Origin of the sequence: Mycobacterium lehmannii (genome assembly GCF_002245535.1) — a bacterium.
In the GTDB taxonomy this organism is placed as follows: Bacteria; Actinomycetota; Actinomycetes; order Mycobacteriales; family Mycobacteriaceae; genus Mycobacterium; species Mycobacterium lehmannii.
On the sequence record NZ_NKCN01000004.1, the window covers coordinates 154,970 to 170,536 of the forward strand.

Consider the following 15,567-nt stretch of genomic DNA (forward strand, 5'->3'; position numbering starts at 1 on the left):
TCCTTAAGCAGAAGTGGCAATCACTCACCTGCGACCATACGTCAGTTCCTCAGAAAAGCCAGCCGTGCAGGAAATCGGAGCGCGCAGAGCAGATTTCAGTGTTCTGCTACTTCTGCTCGTAGGTGCCGTGGATCAGCGCCCGCGCGATCGCGTGCTGAAACAGGTTGAACCCGAGGTACGCCGGAGTCGCGTCCTCGGGCAGATCGAGCTTCTCCACGTCGACGGCGTGCACGGCGACGATGTAGCGGTGGGGGCCGTGTCCCGGAGGCGGGGCGGCGCCGATGAAGCGCTGGAGGCCGGCGTCGTTGCGCAGCGTGAGCGCATCGCCGGGAAGGCCGCTGCCGTCACCCACTCCCTCGGGCAGTTCGGTGACGGTGGCGGGCAGGTTGGCCACCGCCCAGTGCCAGAAGCCGGACGCGGTCGGGGCGTCGGGGTCATAGACCGTGACCGCGAAGCTGCGGGTCTCCTCGGGGAAGCCCGACCAGGTCAGGTGCGGCGAGACATCGTTTCCCCCGGCACCCATGATGCCGCTGACCTGGTCGTTGCCCAGCGCGTCGCCGTCGTTGAAGGTGTCCGAGGACACCGTGAACGAGGGCAACTCGGGGAGGAACTCGTAGGGGTTGTAATCAAACGCCATGACTCGTCCTTTCGTCGATCAGCAGTGCAACAGGAAATGCTCGAGGACCTGGGTACCGAACTTCAACGCGTCAACGGGTACCCGTTCGTCGACGCCGTGGAACAACGCGGTGAAGTCGAGGTCGGGCGGCAACTGCAGCGGTGCGAACCCGAAGCATCGGATCCCTAACTGCGCGAACGCTTTTGCATCCGTACCCCCGGAAAGCATGTACGGCACGATGCGGGCGTCGGGGTCCACGGACAGGATCGCGCCGTTCATCGCGTCGACCAGGTCGCCATCGAACGTGGTCTCGTAGGACGGCAGTTCGGTGACCCACTCGCGGGTGACGTTCGGGCCGATCAGCTCGTCGACCTCGTGTTCGAAGGCCGCCTGACGCCCCGGCAGAATCCGGCAGTCCACCACCGCTTCGGCCGAGGCCGGGATGACGTTGGCCTTGTACCCGGCCTTGAGCATCGTCGGATTGGCGGTGTCGCGCAGGGTGGCGCCGACCACTCGGGCAATCGGGCCCAGCTTGGCGATGGCGCCGGCCAGGTCCGGCGAGTCGACGTCGAACGAATAGCCGGTCTCCTCAGTGACCGCCTGCAGGAACTGGCTGACGGCGTCGGTCATCACCAGCGGGAACTCGTGGCGGCCCAGCTTGGCCACCGCTTCGGCCACCGCGGTCACGGAGTTGCTGTCGTGGATCATCGAGCCGTGGCCGGCGTGGCTGCGCGCGGTCAGCTTCATCCAGTTCATCGACTTCTCGGCCGTCTCGACCAGGTAGAGGCGCCGCTCGCCGCCGTCCTTGCGCGGCACGGTCAACGAGAAGCCGCCTACCTCGCCGACCGCCTCGGTAGCCCCGGCGAACAGGTCGGGCCGGTTTTTGACCAGCCAGTGTGAGCCGAACTTGCCGCCGGCCTCCTCGTCGGACAGGAACGCGAAGATCAGGTCGCGCGGCGGGGTGATGCCTGCGCGTTTGAAGTGCCGCGCGATCGCGATCATCATGCCGCACATGTCCTTCATGTCGACCGCGCCGCGACCCCACACGTAGCCGTTCTCGACCGCGCCGGAGAACGGGTGCACGCTCCAGTCGGACGCCTCGGCGGGCACGACATCGAGGTGGCCGTGCAGCAGCAGCGACCCACGCGAGCTGTCGGAGCCCTCGAGCCGGGCGAACACATTGCCCCTGCCCGGCGCACCGGCCTCCACGTATTCGGTCGTATAGCCGACTTCTTCGAGCTGTTCGGCCACCCAGCGCGCGCATTCGGCCTCACCCATGGTGGTGGCCGGGTCGCCGGTGTTGGACGTGTCGAACCGGATGAGCGCGCTGACGAGGTCGACGACCTCCGCTTCGGCGTTGACGGGACCAGTCACAGTCACCATTCGTACCATTGACCTGGCGACTGGGTTTGGGTCACGCCTCAGTGATCCGATAGCCTTAGCTGCCCACAACGAGTCCGAGTGGCGGAATGGCAGACGCGCTAGCTTGAGGTGCTAGTGCCCTATTAACGGGCGTGGGGGTTCAAGTCCCCCCTCGGACACATCCGGCGACACGACTCAGGTCGGCAGTCGCCGTGACTCGCCGAAGATGCGGGTCGTAGTCGAGACGCAGGCCCAAGCTTGCGTACACCTCGGCGCGCTCAGCTCCGGTTGCCGCGCCGAGGATGACCGACAGTCCGCCTAACTCCTTAACTAACTCACTGATCTCGGCGGCACACATGGCGCGGGGCCGCTCCACTCGCTCAACGCGTGCCCTCAGCTCGTCGCGCTCGGCGGTACGTTGACGCAACGCAGCAGTTAGATCCTCAACGGCCACGCCAGACTCCACGGCGGTGATCAAGGCAGCCACTTTGGCATTCGCCTCGCTCAGCTGGCGCTGCAAGGCGGCGTAGCCAGGTCCGGCCGCCGGGTCCACGTCTTGCCCGCGTGCGAGGTCTTCTGGATCGGCCAGAGTGGCGATCCATTCGTCGAGTCGCGCTGTCACTGCGTCTTCGCGGAGATAGACGGTGCGCGGATGATCACTCAGGTCCACAGGTACAGAACGTGACTTGCCGAACTCACAACGGTAGAGGATCCGCGTTGTTTGCTTCCCCGGCCGGGCGGCGCCCTGCATTCGCCGTCCACATGCGGCGCAGAACAGCAGCCCACGCAGCGCATACGGCACTGTCGATTCTCTGCTGCACACGCGACCGGGACCACGCCGCGCCTGCATCCGGAGACGAACAGCCTGCGCCAGCTCATCAGGGATCAGCTCTTCGTGCGTGCGTCGATCGGGTGCGATCCAGTCGGCCCGATCGCGCCACCGCATGCGAGTCTCATATCCCGCGGCGACATCATCGGGGTTCAAAAGGACCTCATACTTCTCCTGCTTGCCCCAGACACGGATACCGCGGTACGCAGGGTTGTCGAGAATGGCGCGGATCGCCGAATGGGACCATCCACGTGGGTCACGATGCCGGTTCCGTGCCGGGTTGTATTGGCTCGGTGATGGCACTCCATCGTCGGTGAGCTGCTGTGCGATGAAGCGCAAGCCAGCACCATCGGCATACATGCGTGAGGTTCCCCCGAGACCGTGGAGGCATCAGCTATAAGGAGTAGCGATGTCAGAGAAGCGGAAGAAGTACGACCGGGAGTTCCGTGAGGGGGCTGTTCGGATCGTGCGGGAGACGGGTAAGCCGATCGCGCAGGTCGCGCGGGATCTGGGTGTGCATGAGGGCACTTTGGGCAATTGGGTTGCCCAGGACCGTGAGGCGCGGGAGGGCCGTGGGGAGTTGACCCGCGACGATCTTGCGGAACTCAAACGCCTGCGCAGCGAGGTTGCCGAGCTGCGGATGGAGCGTGATGTCCTCAAGCGATCAGTGGTCCTGTGGGTGAAGGAGGCGACGAAGTGAGCGTGGCACGTTTCATCGCCGACCAGAGGGCCAAATACCGGGTGCCGCATGAGGTTACGTGCAGGCTGCTGGAAGTCAGCGCGGCGTGGTTCTACAAGTGGATCAAGCGTGCGGCTGACCCGGATGGGCCCTATACCGACACCGAGCGGCGCCGCGTCGAACTCGACGCGGCAGTCGCGGCGGCGTTCGACAAGGCCCGGGACCTGCATGGGTCGCCGCGGCTGGTCACCGACTTGCGTGAGCTGGGCTGGCAGGTGTCGGAGAAAACGGTGGCAGACTCGATGCGCCGCCAGGGTTTGGTGGCGCGCCGCATCAAACGCCGCAATGGGCTGACCAAACAGGACAAGGCGGCCCCGAAGTTCGCGGACCTGGTCAAACGCGACTTCACTGCGTCCGCGCCGAACCGCAAATGGGTCGGCGACATGACCGAGATCCCGACCGAGTCCGGTCAGAAATTGTATTTGGCGACGGTGATCGACCTCTACAGCCGGCGGTTGCTGGGGGCGGCGATGGGCCTGCATCCGGATGCCGAGTTGGCGTGTGCGGCCATCAAGATGGCGGTGGCCGCCCGCGGGGGCCGCCAGGCGATCTGGCGCGACGAGGAGGCCGAGCGGGTCATCTTCCACACCGACCGCGGTAGCACCTATACCGCGAACGCTTTCACCAAGTTGTGCCGGCAGTTGGGGATTCGGCAGTCGATGGGGCGGGTCGGGTCGTGCTTCGATAATGCTGCCGCGGAGGCGTTCTTCTCCTCCTTGGAGTGGGAAGTATTGTCCCGCAATAGATTCCATGATAGCATCCAAGCGCGCGCGGTTGTCATCGACTGGTGCTACACCTTCTACAATCACCAACGCCGGCACAGCGCCGTCCGCTATGGCGAACGGCTCGCCGAGATCGGAGCGGTCCCCTCGATCGGCACGATCGGAGACAGCTACGATAATGCCCTGGAGACGGTGAACGGCTACTACAAGGCGGAGCTGATCTACGGGCCAGTCCGCACCAGGCCGTGGAAGACCGTCGAGGACGTCGAACTCGCGACCCTGAGCTGGGTGTACTGGCACAACACCAGCCGCTTACACAGCTACCTTAATGACATCCCACCCACCGAGTTCGAAGCCGCGTTCTACGATGCACATGGGACCGACCAACCCCTGTCCGGAATCCAATAACCCGAGCCTCCGGGAAAGTCAGGGCGATTCAATCAAGTCGCTAGAGTCCGATACGTTTGGCGATGACCTCGTTCATGATTTCGTTGGTGCCACCGCCTATTCCGAGAATCCGGCAGTCTCGATAGTGTCTCTCGATCTCAGACTCACGCATGTAGCCCATCCCACCGAAGATCTGAACCGCCTCGTTAACCACGTAGTCGCACGCATACACAGCGGTGTTCTTGGCCATCGACACCTCGGCAACGACATCCTCCCCCGCTAGCCACCTCTGCATGACCGCACGGGTGTAGGTGCACGCCACGTCGACCTGTCGAGCCATCTCCGCAAGCTTATGGCGAATCACCTGGCGCCCCGTCAAGGGTCTACCGAACGTTTCACGCTCCCGCGCCCAACTCTTGGCAAGATCGAGAGCCCTACCCGCCGTCGCGTACGCCTGGACGGCGATGCCGAGCCGTTCAGCCTGAAACTGCTGCATGATCTGCAAAAACCCGCTGTTCTCTGCCCCCACCAGGTTCTCAGCCGGTACGCGAACGTCGACGAAAGTCAACTCGGCGGTGTCGCTACATCGCCATCCCATCTTGTCCAACCGGCGGGACACTTCGAATCCAGGCGAATTCTTGTCGATCACGAGCAATGAAACTCCACCGTAACCCGGTCCGCCGGTGCGTACCGCCGTCGTAACGAAGTCCGCCCGAACTCCGCTGGTGATGAACGTCTTTGCTCCGTTGACCACGTAGGTGTCCCCTTCGCGCACTGCGCGTGTGCGCAAATTCGCGACATCTGAGCCTGCTCCAGGCTCGGTAACGCCCAGCGAGCCGATCATCTTTCCTGCGAGCGTAGGACGGACATATCGTTCAATCAGGGCGTCGGAGCCATTGGCGGCAATGTGGGGAAGGGCAATGCCATGGGTGAACAAGGCGGCGCAGACGCCAGTGGACCCGCCTGCGGCCAGGATGGCCTCAGTGACCAGTGCAGAGTCAATCGCATTGCCGCCGCTGCCGCCGACTTCTTCCGGGAACCCGATTCCGAGAAGCCCCACCTCGGCAGCATTGAGATGCAGGTCGCGCGGAATCTCACCCACGCGCTCCCATTCCGCTAGCTTCGGCGCGATTTCACGTTCCGAGAAAGACCGTGCCATTTGGCTCAGCGCTCGTCGCTCCGGCGTGGTCCACACCTCCGGGGCGATAGCGAAACGAGCAGCCCCATCCCTGCTTGCCGTGGTCGTGCCAGCGTCCGTCATCTCAGCCTCCCAGAGAATGTGATAGATGATCGATGAGGTGTCTGATGCTTGCCGTCCTCACGACGGGAAAGAAGGACCCGACGCCAACCACCCAAGCGGCCCGGCCGCATGATCTGCAGCAACGCAAGCACATGAAGACAGCAGTGGGCATGATGCTCTTCAGAACCGGACCAGCCCTCGGATATTTTTTCCTGAACGCATATCCTGGTAGCCCTCATTAATTTGGTCGAGGGAGTATTCGCGGGTGACCAACTCATCGAGCTTCAACAACCCAGCGGAGTACAGCTCGACCAGTCGCGGAATATCGTGCGGCGCATTGGATGAGCCATACAAAGCGCCACGAATCTGCTTCTCGTAAAGCGTCATTTCAAGCAGTGATCCTGAGATCGATGAGTCGTCGGGGTGCCCGATGGCCGTGACCACGACGCGCCCGCGCTTTCCGACCAAGGCCAGCGCTTCCGCGGTGTAGGAGGCCTCAGCCACATCGGTGGTGAGGATGCAGACATCAGCCAGCTTGCCCAGCGTCATATCGCTGACCAGCGACCAAGCTTCATCCATCGAGGCCGCGGTGTGCGTCGCACCGAACCCGCTCGCTTGCTCTCGCTTGAACTTCACCGGATCGACCGCCACAATCGCTAGCGCTCCCGCGATTCGCGCGCCCTGAATCGCATTCATTCCGATTCCGCCCGCTCCCACTACCACGACGGTGTCCCCGGCGCGCACCTCCCCAGTCCGCACCGCAGATCCGTAACCGGTCGTGACGCCGCAACCGATCAAGGCTGCCCGATCCAGGGGGATTCCGCCGTCAATCTTGACCACGGACGCCTGCGGCACCACTGTGTACTCGGAAAACGTCCCGAGCAAACACATCTGCCCGACGTCCTCGCCTCGTGCGTGAAAGCGATAGGTGCCGTCGATCTGCGGTCCCATCATGAGCGCCGCTCCCAACTCACAGAGATTGCCCATGCCGCGCGCGCAGTACGAGCAGCGCCCACACGAGGGAAGGAAGGTCAAGATGACAGAATCACCGTCGGACAGTTCCTCAACCCCTTCGCCGCACTCCACGACTGTGCCAGCACCCTCATGACCCCCCACTACCGGCAATGGGATCGGGAGGTCGCCGGTCACCAGATGTTCGTCGGAATGGCACAAGCCGGTGGCCGCCAGCCGCACGAGGACCTCCCCGGGACCTGGCGGATCCAACTCGACTTCTTCGACCTCCCACTTCTGCTCCAACCCCCACAAAACAGCCGCACGTGTCTTCATGTTGAAGTCCCTTCTATCGAATTACGCTTCTCGAGTAGTTATCCCGACCGCGCACGGTGGTCGCGCGAACTGTCCTGGATGATCTCCGGGCACATCGCCCAGAGGCCCGCGCCGGCCGCTCACCAGGGCCCGGGCGCGGTACCGCACCGACATCACACATTGAGCAGGTCGTGACGCTTGTCGGCCTCAAGGATTGCCCGGTACTCCGGAAAGAGGTTCTTTGCCTGCGGTATGAGCTTGATCAGTTTGGTGACAGGACCTTTCGCTCGTACAGTTCCTTTCGCCATCGCCATGGTCAAGTTCACCTTCCCCAACCAGAACCTGTTGCCGGTATCCGCGGACATGAACAATTCGACATTCGGTGTAACGCCACTGTCCGCGCCGGTCTCTACGACCTTCTCCGGCATATCCACGGTTACTACCGCATCCGGATCGGTGTAGTGGATCCGTAACACCACCCCGGACCCGGCAAGTCTGTTCGCAAGGTCTTCGTTCTCCAAACCTCGTCGAAAGATGCCGGCGAGGTAGCGGTAAACCTCTTCCGCATCAGCGAAGACAGCCATCGTGATTCTCCCCTCTTATGACACAATTCAAAGCGCTCAAATAAATCTGCTGGGTCGCAACCAGTTCGGCTTGCTTCGAAGCAATCAGAACTCATAGGAGTAGATCTCCTGCCTCCCTCAGCGCCTCCGCGAGTCGACGTTCGGCTGTCGGCAATTGCGCAGCCACGGACGCGGCGCCGCTCGCTCTTCGGTGCGGATCTGCACCGCGGTCATAAGCGGCGTGCGCAACCGCGGTCCACAACTCAGATGCGGTCTTTGCAGCCTTCGCTGCTTTAAACGCAGGTTCGAAACTCAACTCTTCTGCGACGCGCCGACATCCACGTGCTTGCAGATCTCGGAACAGACCGCCTCCGGTTCCGGCTTTTTCGATGAAGGCGCTCAGCGCAAACAAGGCTCCGTCGAGGGTGTCGTCGTCAAAGATCTTCGGCCACCGCTTGAGATCCTCCACAAAAGTCGATACCCCTGGTAGCCCACGCACCTGAATTTCACAATCGGAGTCCTCGGTGATCGGCGCGCTCACACACGAACCCTGCATCGCGTCCGCGGACCTACGGAAGGCCGACCGGGCAGCATTGCCGAGATCTGGTGCCGCGCCGGGCCACTCGACTACGTAGGTGGTGTGCCGCGTGGGGACGGGAAATCCCGTCGATGCCCGCGCCTTCCGTAGATTCTCGTAAGGCACGGCTTGAGGTGTATCGCGATCGTTATCGACCACGAAGGCGAGTTCCTCGTCGTCGTCGTACCCTACGATCACGACATCGTGCCGGCTCATACTCAGACGCGTTCTCAAATAGGGCAATTCGGCGATGTCAGTCCACACCATGACCGGCGTACCGGCATCGATCTGTTCGGTCACCCATTTCCACCCGAGATCGGGGTCGTCTGTCGAACGACACTCGAAGCGCGCGCCCAACCGGGTCAAGTATTCGTCTTCGAGGTCCGCGCTGCGTCCAACGAGGTAGATCGGTGGACGTAGGTGGGCCGAGCGAACATACGAGAAGTCGAGGGCCCCGCCGAGAGCAAACACGATGCCTTCGTCCGGGGTGTCATCACCCCAACGGATCCCGGCCCATTCGGTCAAATCCCGAAGAGCCCCCGATCCGCAGTGGCCGCCCATGTCGTGGCGATACGGCACCACCATCGATGCCATCAGTCCTCCTCCTCTAGATGACTAACGTGCAGGCGGCAACTCCTCTGAGTCATAGGGAACGCGAGATGATTTCCTTCATCACCTCGTTCGTGCCGGCATAGATTTTTTGCACGCGCTGATCCACCCACAACCTCGAGATGGGGTACTCGGTCATGTAGCCATATCCGCCGTGAAGCTGCATACAGTCATCGAGTACCTTCATCGCTCGCTCAGTGGTCCACCACTTCGCCATGGCGACGGTCTGCACGTCCAGTTGACCCGCAAGGTGCAGGTCGATGCAGTAGTCGAGGAACACTCGTGCGATGCGCGTTTCTGTCGCGGCTTCAGCCAGCGTGAACTTGGTGTTCTGAAAGCCAAAGACAGGCCGACCGAACGCCTCCCGCTCACGCGTGTACTTGAGCGTCTGCTCCAGGGCAAGTTCCATCGCTGCGACAGCCCCCACCGCGACGATGAGTCGCTCTTGTGGCAGCTGCGTCATCAGCTGAATGAAGCCCTGTCCCTCAGACTGGCCCAGTAGATGCGAGCGCGGAACTCTCACTTCATCGAAGAACAACTCGGAGGTGTCCTGGCCGCGCTGGCCGATTTTGTCGAGAACCTTGCCGCGCCGGAATCCCGCCCGGTCAGCCTCGACAACGATCAAAGAGATGCCCGCAGCGCCCTGGCTCGGATCTGTCTTGGCAACAACGATGATGAGGTCGGCCTGTTGGCCGTTGGTGATGAAAGTCTTGGAGCCGGTGATAACGTACTCGTCACCGTCCAGGAGGGCTTTTGTCTTGACGCTCTGCAGATCGGACCCGGTCCCCGGTTCTGTCATGGCGATCGCCCCGATCATTTCACCGGATGCCATCTTGGGAAGCCACTGCGCGCGCAGCTCTTCAGTCGCGTACCGCAGGATGTAGTGGGCGACGATTCCGCTGTGCAGTCCCGCGCCCCATGAGCTGTCACCTATGCGGGCCTGCTCTTCAAGCACGACCGCTTCGTGCGCGAAAGTGCCACCGCCTCCGCCGTATTCCTCAGGTATAGACATGCAGAGCAGGCCCAGCTCGCCTGCTCGGTTCCACAGTTCTCGGTCGACGTGGTGCTGGTCTGCAAAGCGGTTCGCATGCGGCGCCAATTCGGCCGAGAAGAACTTCGCAGCGAGGTCACGAAGCTCGAGTAATTCGGCATTCATCCAGGGAGAGATTGGTGAGGACATGATTACCTTCCGACTGTTGGAATTCCAGGGATTTGACGTTATGACGTTTCGATTTCGATGAGGTATTCGCCGGCAGAGTGGCGCGCACGGATGGCCTTTTTGTCGTACTTTCCGACGCTCGTCCTCGGAATATCGGACACGAAGCTCCATCGCTCGGGAATCCACCATTTGGCGACTTTGTCCGCAAGGAACGATCGGAGTTGGTCAATGTCAACATCGGTTCCGGGGTGGACGACGACAAGCGCCAACGGCCTTTCCTGCCATTTATCGTCCGCGACGCCGACTACCGCCGCTTCGTACACGGCAGGGTGGCCGATCAGCGTGTTTTCCAGCTCCACCGAGGAGATCCATTCGCCACCTGACTTGATGACGTCTTTCGAGCGGTCGGTCAGTGTCAGATAGCCCTCGGCGTCGATCTTGCCCACATCACCGGTACGCAGCCATCCTTCGTCGAACTTCTCCGTATCGTTGTCTCCGAAATAGGACCCGGTGATCCAGGGACCGCGCGCCTGGATCTCCCCAACTGCTTGCCCGTCCCACGGCACGTCTTTCCCGTCGTCGTCCCGCAACCGGATTTCGACACCGCAGATCGGCCGGCCCTGGGATGCGCGCATCTCCCAGCGCCGCGTCGCGTCGGCTCTGTGAGCCGGACGTGCAACGGTCGCCAACGGAGAGGTTTCGGTCATACCCCAGGCCTGCACAATGGGCACGTCGTACTTCTCTTCAAATGCCCGCATCAACGAAAGCGGAACAGCAGACCCCCCGCACGCGACCAGCCGTAACGAAGAAATGTCCCGCTCAGGGTGCGAATCCAGATATCGGTCGACATCGTTCCAGATCGTCGGCACTGCACCGGCCACGGTCGGTCTGGTGTCTTCGATGATCGACACCAACGGTTCGGCTTGGAGATACCGGTCAGGCAGTACCAGATCCGCACCGGACATCAACGCTGCGTAGATAAGCCCCCACGCATTGGCGTGAAACATTGGGACGATGGCCAGCACACGGTCGGCCTCGCTGACTGACAAAGCGTTAGCTGTGCAGGCGGTCAGGGAGTGAAGGTACGTCGAACGGTGGCTGTAGACGACGGCTTTGGGATCTCCGGTGGTACCGCTCGTATAACACATGGCCGCGGCGGACAGCTCGTCGAGCTCAGGCCAGTCAAATGATTCTTCTTGGCCGGCAAGCACTTCCTCGTAACGCAGAACGGTCTTCCCGCATTCCTGTAGCGGGGCAAGGTCGCCCTCCCCGGTGGCGATGACGGTGTGCACCGACGCCATCGCTGGGAGCGCGCGCGCCAACAACGGGGCAACCGAAGCGTCGACTAGGACGATCTGATCGCTCGCGTGGTTGGCGATGTACGCCAGTTGCTCTGGGGCCAAACGAATGTTGAGCGTGTGCAGGACCGCGCCCATGGAGGGAATCGCACAGTAGGCCTCCAGATGTTCCTGGTTGCTCCACTGGAAGGTGGCCACGCGTTGGTCCGCCGTGACGCCAAGACTGCGCAGCGCATTGGCAAGGCGAGCCACTCGCGCCAGCACAATGCGGTAAGGCGTTCTCCGATATCCATTTCCGGTCGGAGTGACGACCTCGCTGTCACCGTGTATGGCTGCCGCATGCTGGACGATCGCCGACACCGTGAGCGGAACATTTTGCATTGTGCTTTGCATCGTGTAGTGCCCTTTCAGGCGAAGAGGTCGGGACGGCTGTTCGGCTGATCGATGAATGTGCCGTAATGCGTTCTCAGTGCTTGCAGGATGTCTGCTAGGGGTAGATCGTCGTAGGCTCCCCGGTCGCGCAGATACTCCATGTGCTGGGTGCCGTCAGCGGTGAAACCATGGAGTAGCGCGTCGCTACGGCCGTCGAATTCGATCGGCGAGACACCGAAGCGTGCGCACAGCTCGCGATTGAACGCCGGGGTGGCCTTTACCCACGCACCGTTGAGGAACATGAGACTGTAGCCGTGGTAGACGAAAACGTCGCTACCACCCATCCGCTCGCGCAATGCCTTGGTCTGGAGGTGGTTTCGGACGTCGGCGAACCCCAGCCGCGCCGGGATTCCCGCCGCTCGGCACGCTGCAGTCAAGAGCACGGCCTTCGGGACGCAGTAGGCCCGTTCTGCGGTCGCGACGGTGCTGGCGCGATACGCGTGCGGGTTGTCGGTCACCGTGTAGGGGTCGTACCAAATGGAGTCACGGACCGCGGTGAAGATGGCGATGGCCTTCTCGGTGTCGCCGCAGGCACCACGGATCGCCGATGACACGAAGTCACGTACCGAATCTTGTTGCCAGTCAAGAAACTCCGTGGGTTCGAGGTAGGGGCTGTGGTCGACGGTCATCGGCGCTTCATCTCCAACGGAAGTCCGTCCACCGGAATGGGCAGCGAGGTGTTGTCCCATCGGACGTGATAGTTCTCCGGAACCTTCCAAGTGAACGAACGCAGCATCCTGTGCAGGATTGCTTTGACCTCGAGCGTCCCGAATTGCATGCCGATGCACTTGTGCGCTCCACCTCCGAACGGAACCCAGGCGAATCGGTGGTGTTGGTCTTCGCGCCGAGGCTCGTCGAAACGTGAGGGATCGAACCGCTCCGGATCACTCCAGATCGTTCGATCGAAGTGATTCACGGCAGGCGTTATAGCGCATAACGTGTTCGAGGGGATGTGATATCCATCGATGGCGACATCTCGAACCGTCTTGCGCATCACCAGCGGAACAGGTGCAAGCAGTCTGAGCGCTTCCTTGATCACGAGGTCGATGACCGTCATCTTCTCCAGGGCCTCGATGTCCGGCAACCCGTCACCGATGGCCGCGGCTTCCGCAGCCGCAGCCTCCTGCCACTGCGGATACTTGGCAAGGAAATAGGTGACCGCTGTGGTGGTGATCGTCGAGGTGTCGTGGGCCGCCATCATCAAGAAGATCATGTGATTCACCACATCCTCGTCGGAAAACCGCTCCCCGTCTTCGGTCGTGGCTTGACAGAGAGCAGCGAACAGATCCTCCGTTTCACCGGCTCGCGCGGCCGGCAGATGCCGGAAGAAGTAGTCCTCCAAAACGCGCCGCCCTTGCACACCAGCGCGGAATCTGGTTCCCGGAAGCGGAGCACGCACAAGGGAACTCGCCGCCCGGACCGTAGCGACGAACGCCTTGTTGACAGCATCGCTCTCGTCCTTGCCGCGGCCGCCCATGAAGACGTCGGTAGCGATGTCGAGGGTGAGTTCCTTCAACAGTGGGTAGATTCGAACCGACGGGCCCACCGGCCACGCAGGCACTGCCGAGCGAACGCATGGCGTTACCTGTTCGACGTATCCGGTCAGGCGCGGACGCGTAAACGCCTCCTGCATGATGCGCCGGTGCATCAAGTGCTCGTCGAAGCTCATGAGCATCAAACCGCGATGGAAGAAGGCGTCGATCAGGAAGGACCAGCCATCCTGAGAGAATGCCTTCGCTTCGCTCGTGAACGCCTCTCGAGTGGCGTCAGGGCCGGCGATGACCACCATCTTGGTGCCGAACGCGCCCATCCACGACACCGAACCCAGACGGTCGTAGCGCTCTCGACTGAAATCCGAGCCGAATCGGATGTAGTCGAGCGTGTGACCTACGAAGGGCAGTCCGGCATCCCCCCGGACGGCTTTCAATCCACTGCCCGCGGGTGCCGGTGCCAGTTCACGAACCGGCCAGTCCCGGCTCCATCGACGCCATCTGTCGTCGACGGCGTGAGGCGCGGGGACCATAATCACAGAGGACAACCGCTCCTTCACGTGGTGCGCAGGTGCGAGAAGGTGATTCGTCATGGTTCCTCCTGGACGCTGGGCCGCTTTGACGGCGTCCACCAGTCTTTACAAAGATGCCATTGATGTCAATATCTAGACATTATTGGCCTAGCGGTTAAGGGCGCGTCTCGTGCCCTTAGTCGGCCAGGCTCGGTTCTGGAGGGTCTCCGACCTTTAGACGCCCGACGTTTCTCAAGACGTAATCGCCGCTGTGCGGCTTCCGGGTAAGGAGTCGATAAACCAAGGTAGGCCCCGGCCAGTTCGTCGGGATTTCCCCGCTCGAGGTTCGATACCAGCTCGCACACAGCGCCCACACCGACCTCCGTAGTCGCCTTCTCAAGCGCGTGTTGTAGCGTTGCGCGCTCTCCGTCCTGACATCGATCGCATGACCCGGATGAGCAGCCACGGCTTTGATGAGCGTTGCGATGTGACGGACTTGTGACTCGATCATGTAGAGGATCGACCCCGAGCCCACATTCGTGTTGGGACCATAAAGCAGGAACAGGTTCGGGAACATGGGGACAGTGATGCCCAGATATGCGTACGCCTGGGTCTTCCACACCTCGGCCAAGGAGACTCCGCGAGAGCCGCGCACGGACATCGGGGCGAGAAAATCGGTGGCGCGAAACCCGGTTCCGTAGATCACGACATCTGCAGGACGAAACTCTCCATCCACGGTCTTGACACCGTTGTCGCAGAGCTCTGCGATAGCCTTCGGCACCAACGACACGCGATCACTCGCGATTGCTGGATAGTAATCATTCGAGAACAGCACTCGCTTGCACCCTGGCGCGTCCGAAGGCATCAATTGCTCGCGCAAAGATGGGCTAGCAACCTGCCGATGTAGGTGGCGGCGCGCGATCGCACCGAGGACGCGTGAGAGGGGCTTCGCGTCGACTAGCGTCACAGCGAGCAACTCGAAAATTAGCCATACCGCGAAACGCTCGAGGCGCAGCGCCATCGGCAATAACTCGCTCACCCTGTCGTGAAGGACTCCATACCTGCTGTCCCACTTCGGCAAGATCCACGGAGCCGTGCGCTGATATAGCGTGACATGCTCCGCCTCCTGGGCGATGTGTGGCACGAATTGGATGGCACTAGCTCCTGTGCCGATGACGGCTACTTGCTTGCCGCGAAGCGAAACCGATCGGTCCCAACGCGCCGAATGAAAGCGCGGCCCCTGGAAGGTGTCTGCGTCGGCAATAACGGGTACGTGGAGCAAGGAGAGCTGACCCACGGCCGAGACGACGACATCGCAGGTTATTGTCTCGTTCGAGTTCGTAACCAGGGTCCAACGCCCTATTTGGTCATCGAAGGTCATTGCGACAACTTCGGTCTGGGTACGCAGATGCGCGGCCAGTCCGCCACTCTCCACGAGTTGTTGGAGGTACTTGAGTATCTCGGGTTGCTCGGCATATCGCCGTGACCAACGAGGATTGGGCTTGTACGAGAGTGAGTACAACGCTGACGGCACGTCGCAGGCCGCTCCCGGATAGGTGTTGTCACGCCAAACACCCCCGATGTCTGCAGCCTTTTCCAGGATCGTGAAGTTCGTGAACCCGTCCTTCTTCAGCCGGTGGGCCATCGCAACCCCGGCGAAGCCGGCCCCGATGATCACGATCGACGGATCGTATGCGCGACAGGCCGTCGCGAAGTTGCTGCTCATGAGGCAGAGACGACTGACTTCACGCTGCGGCGGTCGAGGT

The 15,567-nt window shown here is 61.8% G+C and carries 12 protein-coding genes, 1 tRNA gene and 3 pseudogenes; 4 read left to right on the forward strand and 12 right to left on the reverse strand.

From position 1 onward, the window contains the following. Positions 1–106: 106 nt before the first annotated feature. Entirely contained in the window at positions 107–637 is a 531-nt protein-coding gene (locus CEX87_RS07150; protein WP_064393976.1) for a YbhB/YbcL family Raf kinase inhibitor-like protein, read from the reverse strand. A gap of 18 nt (positions 638–655) precedes the next feature. Further along, on the reverse strand, positions 656–1,999 hold the full coding sequence (locus tag CEX87_RS07155) for a M20/M25/M40 family metallo-hydrolase (RefSeq protein ID WP_068200029.1): 1,344 nt from the start codon (positions 1,997–1,999) through the stop codon (positions 656–658). Positions 2,000–2,071: 72 nt separating this feature from the next. Between CEX87_RS07155 and CEX87_RS07160 the strand changes: the two genes are divergently transcribed. Beyond that, positions 2,072–2,157 (forward strand) — tRNA-Leu (locus CEX87_RS07160). On the opposite strand, the pseudogene CEX87_RS07165 reads toward CEX87_RS07160, so the two are convergent. Then, positions 2,139–3,170 (reverse strand): annotated as a pseudogene (locus CEX87_RS07165) (recombinase family protein); the annotation flags it as partial. The gene CEX87_RS07160 and the pseudogene CEX87_RS07165 overlap by 19 nt on opposite strands. A 46-nt stretch (positions 3,171–3,216) precedes the next feature. Between CEX87_RS07165 and CEX87_RS07170 the strand changes: the two are divergent. The 3 genes and pseudogenes from CEX87_RS07170 to CEX87_RS27340 form a co-directional block, all read left to right on the forward strand. After that, positions 3,217–3,507, forward strand: a complete 291-nt coding sequence (locus CEX87_RS07170; RefSeq protein WP_068200030.1) for a transposase — start codon at positions 3,217–3,219, stop codon at positions 3,505–3,507. Continuing rightward, positions 3,504–4,373: pseudogene (locus CEX87_RS07175) on the forward strand (IS3 family transposase); the annotation flags it as partial. The gene CEX87_RS07170 and the pseudogene CEX87_RS07175, both read left to right, overlap by 4 nt. Then, positions 4,368–4,676 (forward strand): annotated as a pseudogene (locus CEX87_RS27340) (integrase core domain-containing protein); the annotation flags it as partial. The pseudogenes CEX87_RS07175 and CEX87_RS27340, both read left to right, overlap by 6 nt. A gap of 40 nt (positions 4,677–4,716) precedes the next feature. Here the strand turns inward: CEX87_RS27340 and CEX87_RS07180 are convergent. From CEX87_RS07180 to CEX87_RS07220, 9 genes are all read right to left on the reverse strand, one after another. After that, positions 4,717–5,916, reverse strand: a complete 1,200-nt coding sequence (locus tag CEX87_RS07180) for an acyl-CoA dehydrogenase family protein (protein WP_068200032.1) — start codon at positions 5,914–5,916, stop codon at positions 4,717–4,719. Between the two features lie 159 nt (positions 5,917–6,075). Then, positions 6,076–7,182 (reverse strand): NDMA-dependent alcohol dehydrogenase, encoded by a 1,107-nt coding sequence (locus CEX87_RS07185; protein ID WP_068200036.1) that lies wholly within the window; start codon positions 7,180–7,182, stop codon positions 6,076–6,078. 152 nt (positions 7,183–7,334) lie between these two features. Continuing rightward, complete coding sequence (locus CEX87_RS07190) at positions 7,335–7,745, reverse strand: SCP2 sterol-binding domain-containing protein (protein ID WP_005110592.1); 411 nt, start codon at positions 7,743–7,745, stop codon at positions 7,335–7,337. 91 nt (positions 7,746–7,836) lie between these two features. Then, positions 7,837–8,895 carry a BtrH N-terminal domain-containing protein gene (locus CEX87_RS07195; protein WP_068200039.1) on the reverse strand — a complete coding sequence of 353 codons (1,059 nt, stop codon included), beginning with the start codon at positions 8,893–8,895 and terminating at the stop codon, positions 7,837–7,839. Positions 8,896–8,944: 49 nt separating this feature from the next. Further along, positions 8,945–10,090, reverse strand: a complete 1,146-nt coding sequence (locus CEX87_RS07200) for an acyl-CoA dehydrogenase family protein (protein WP_068200043.1) — start codon at positions 10,088–10,090, stop codon at positions 8,945–8,947. A 38-nt stretch (positions 10,091–10,128) separates the two neighbouring features. Further along, a complete protein-coding gene (locus CEX87_RS07205; protein ID WP_094286550.1) occupies positions 10,129–11,748 on the reverse strand; it encodes a fatty acid--CoA ligase in 1,620 nt (539 codons plus the stop codon). A gap of 26 nt (positions 11,749–11,774) precedes the next feature. Further along, entirely contained in the window at positions 11,775–12,428 is a 654-nt protein-coding gene (locus tag CEX87_RS07210; protein ID WP_011560574.1) for a transglutaminase-like domain-containing protein, read from the reverse strand. After that, positions 12,425–13,882: a cytochrome P450 gene (locus CEX87_RS07215; protein WP_011560575.1), complete on the reverse strand. Its 1,458-nt coding sequence runs from the start codon at positions 13,880–13,882 to the stop codon at positions 12,425–12,427. The genes CEX87_RS07210 and CEX87_RS07215 overlap by 4 nt, the downstream gene beginning before the upstream one ends. A gap of 115 nt (positions 13,883–13,997) precedes the next feature. Further along, positions 13,998–15,527 (reverse strand): flavin-containing monooxygenase, encoded by a 1,530-nt coding sequence (locus tag CEX87_RS07220; protein ID WP_068200057.1) that lies wholly within the window; start codon positions 15,525–15,527, stop codon positions 13,998–14,000. Between the last annotated feature and the right edge of the window lie 40 nt (positions 15,528–15,567).

Coding starts and splice junctions, on each gene's coding strand:
- CEX87_RS07220 (WP_068200057.1), bottom strand. CDS start 15,527: ATGAGCAGCAACTTCGCGACGGCCTGTCGCGCATACGATCCGTCGATC.
- CEX87_RS07180 (WP_068200032.1), bottom strand. CDS start 5,916: ATGACGGACGCTGGCACGACCACGGCAAGCAGGGATGGGGCTGCTCGT.
- CEX87_RS07205 (WP_094286550.1), bottom strand. CDS start 11,748: ATGCAAAATGTTCCGCTCACGGTGTCGGCGATCGTCCAGCATGCGGCA.
- CEX87_RS07190 (WP_005110592.1), bottom strand. CDS start 7,745: ATGGCTGTCTTCGCTGATGCGGAAGAGGTTTACCGCTACCTCGCCGGC.
- CEX87_RS07200 (WP_068200043.1), bottom strand. CDS start 10,090: ATGTCCTCACCAATCTCTCCCTGGATGAATGCCGAATTACTCGAGCTT.
- CEX87_RS07185 (WP_068200036.1), bottom strand. CDS start 7,182: ATGAAGACACGTGCGGCTGTTTTGTGGGGGTTGGAGCAGAAGTGGGAG.
- CEX87_RS07210 (WP_011560574.1), bottom strand. CDS start 12,428: ATGACCGTCGACCACAGCCCCTACCTCGAACCCACGGAGTTTCTTGAC.
- CEX87_RS07195 (WP_068200039.1), bottom strand. CDS start 8,895: ATGGCATCGATGGTGGTGCCGTATCGCCACGACATGGGCGGCCACTGC.
- CEX87_RS07170 (WP_068200030.1), top strand. CDS start 3,217: ATGTCAGAGAAGCGGAAGAAGTACGACCGGGAGTTCCGTGAGGGGGCT.
- CEX87_RS07215 (WP_011560575.1), bottom strand. CDS start 13,882: ATGACGAATCACCTTCTCGCACCTGCGCACCACGTGAAGGAGCGGTTG.
- CEX87_RS07150 (WP_064393976.1), bottom strand. CDS start 637: ATGGCGTTTGATTACAACCCCTACGAGTTCCTCCCCGAGTTGCCCTCG.
- CEX87_RS07155 (WP_068200029.1), bottom strand. CDS start 1,999: ATGGTGACTGTGACTGGTCCCGTCAACGCCGAAGCGGAGGTCGTCGAC.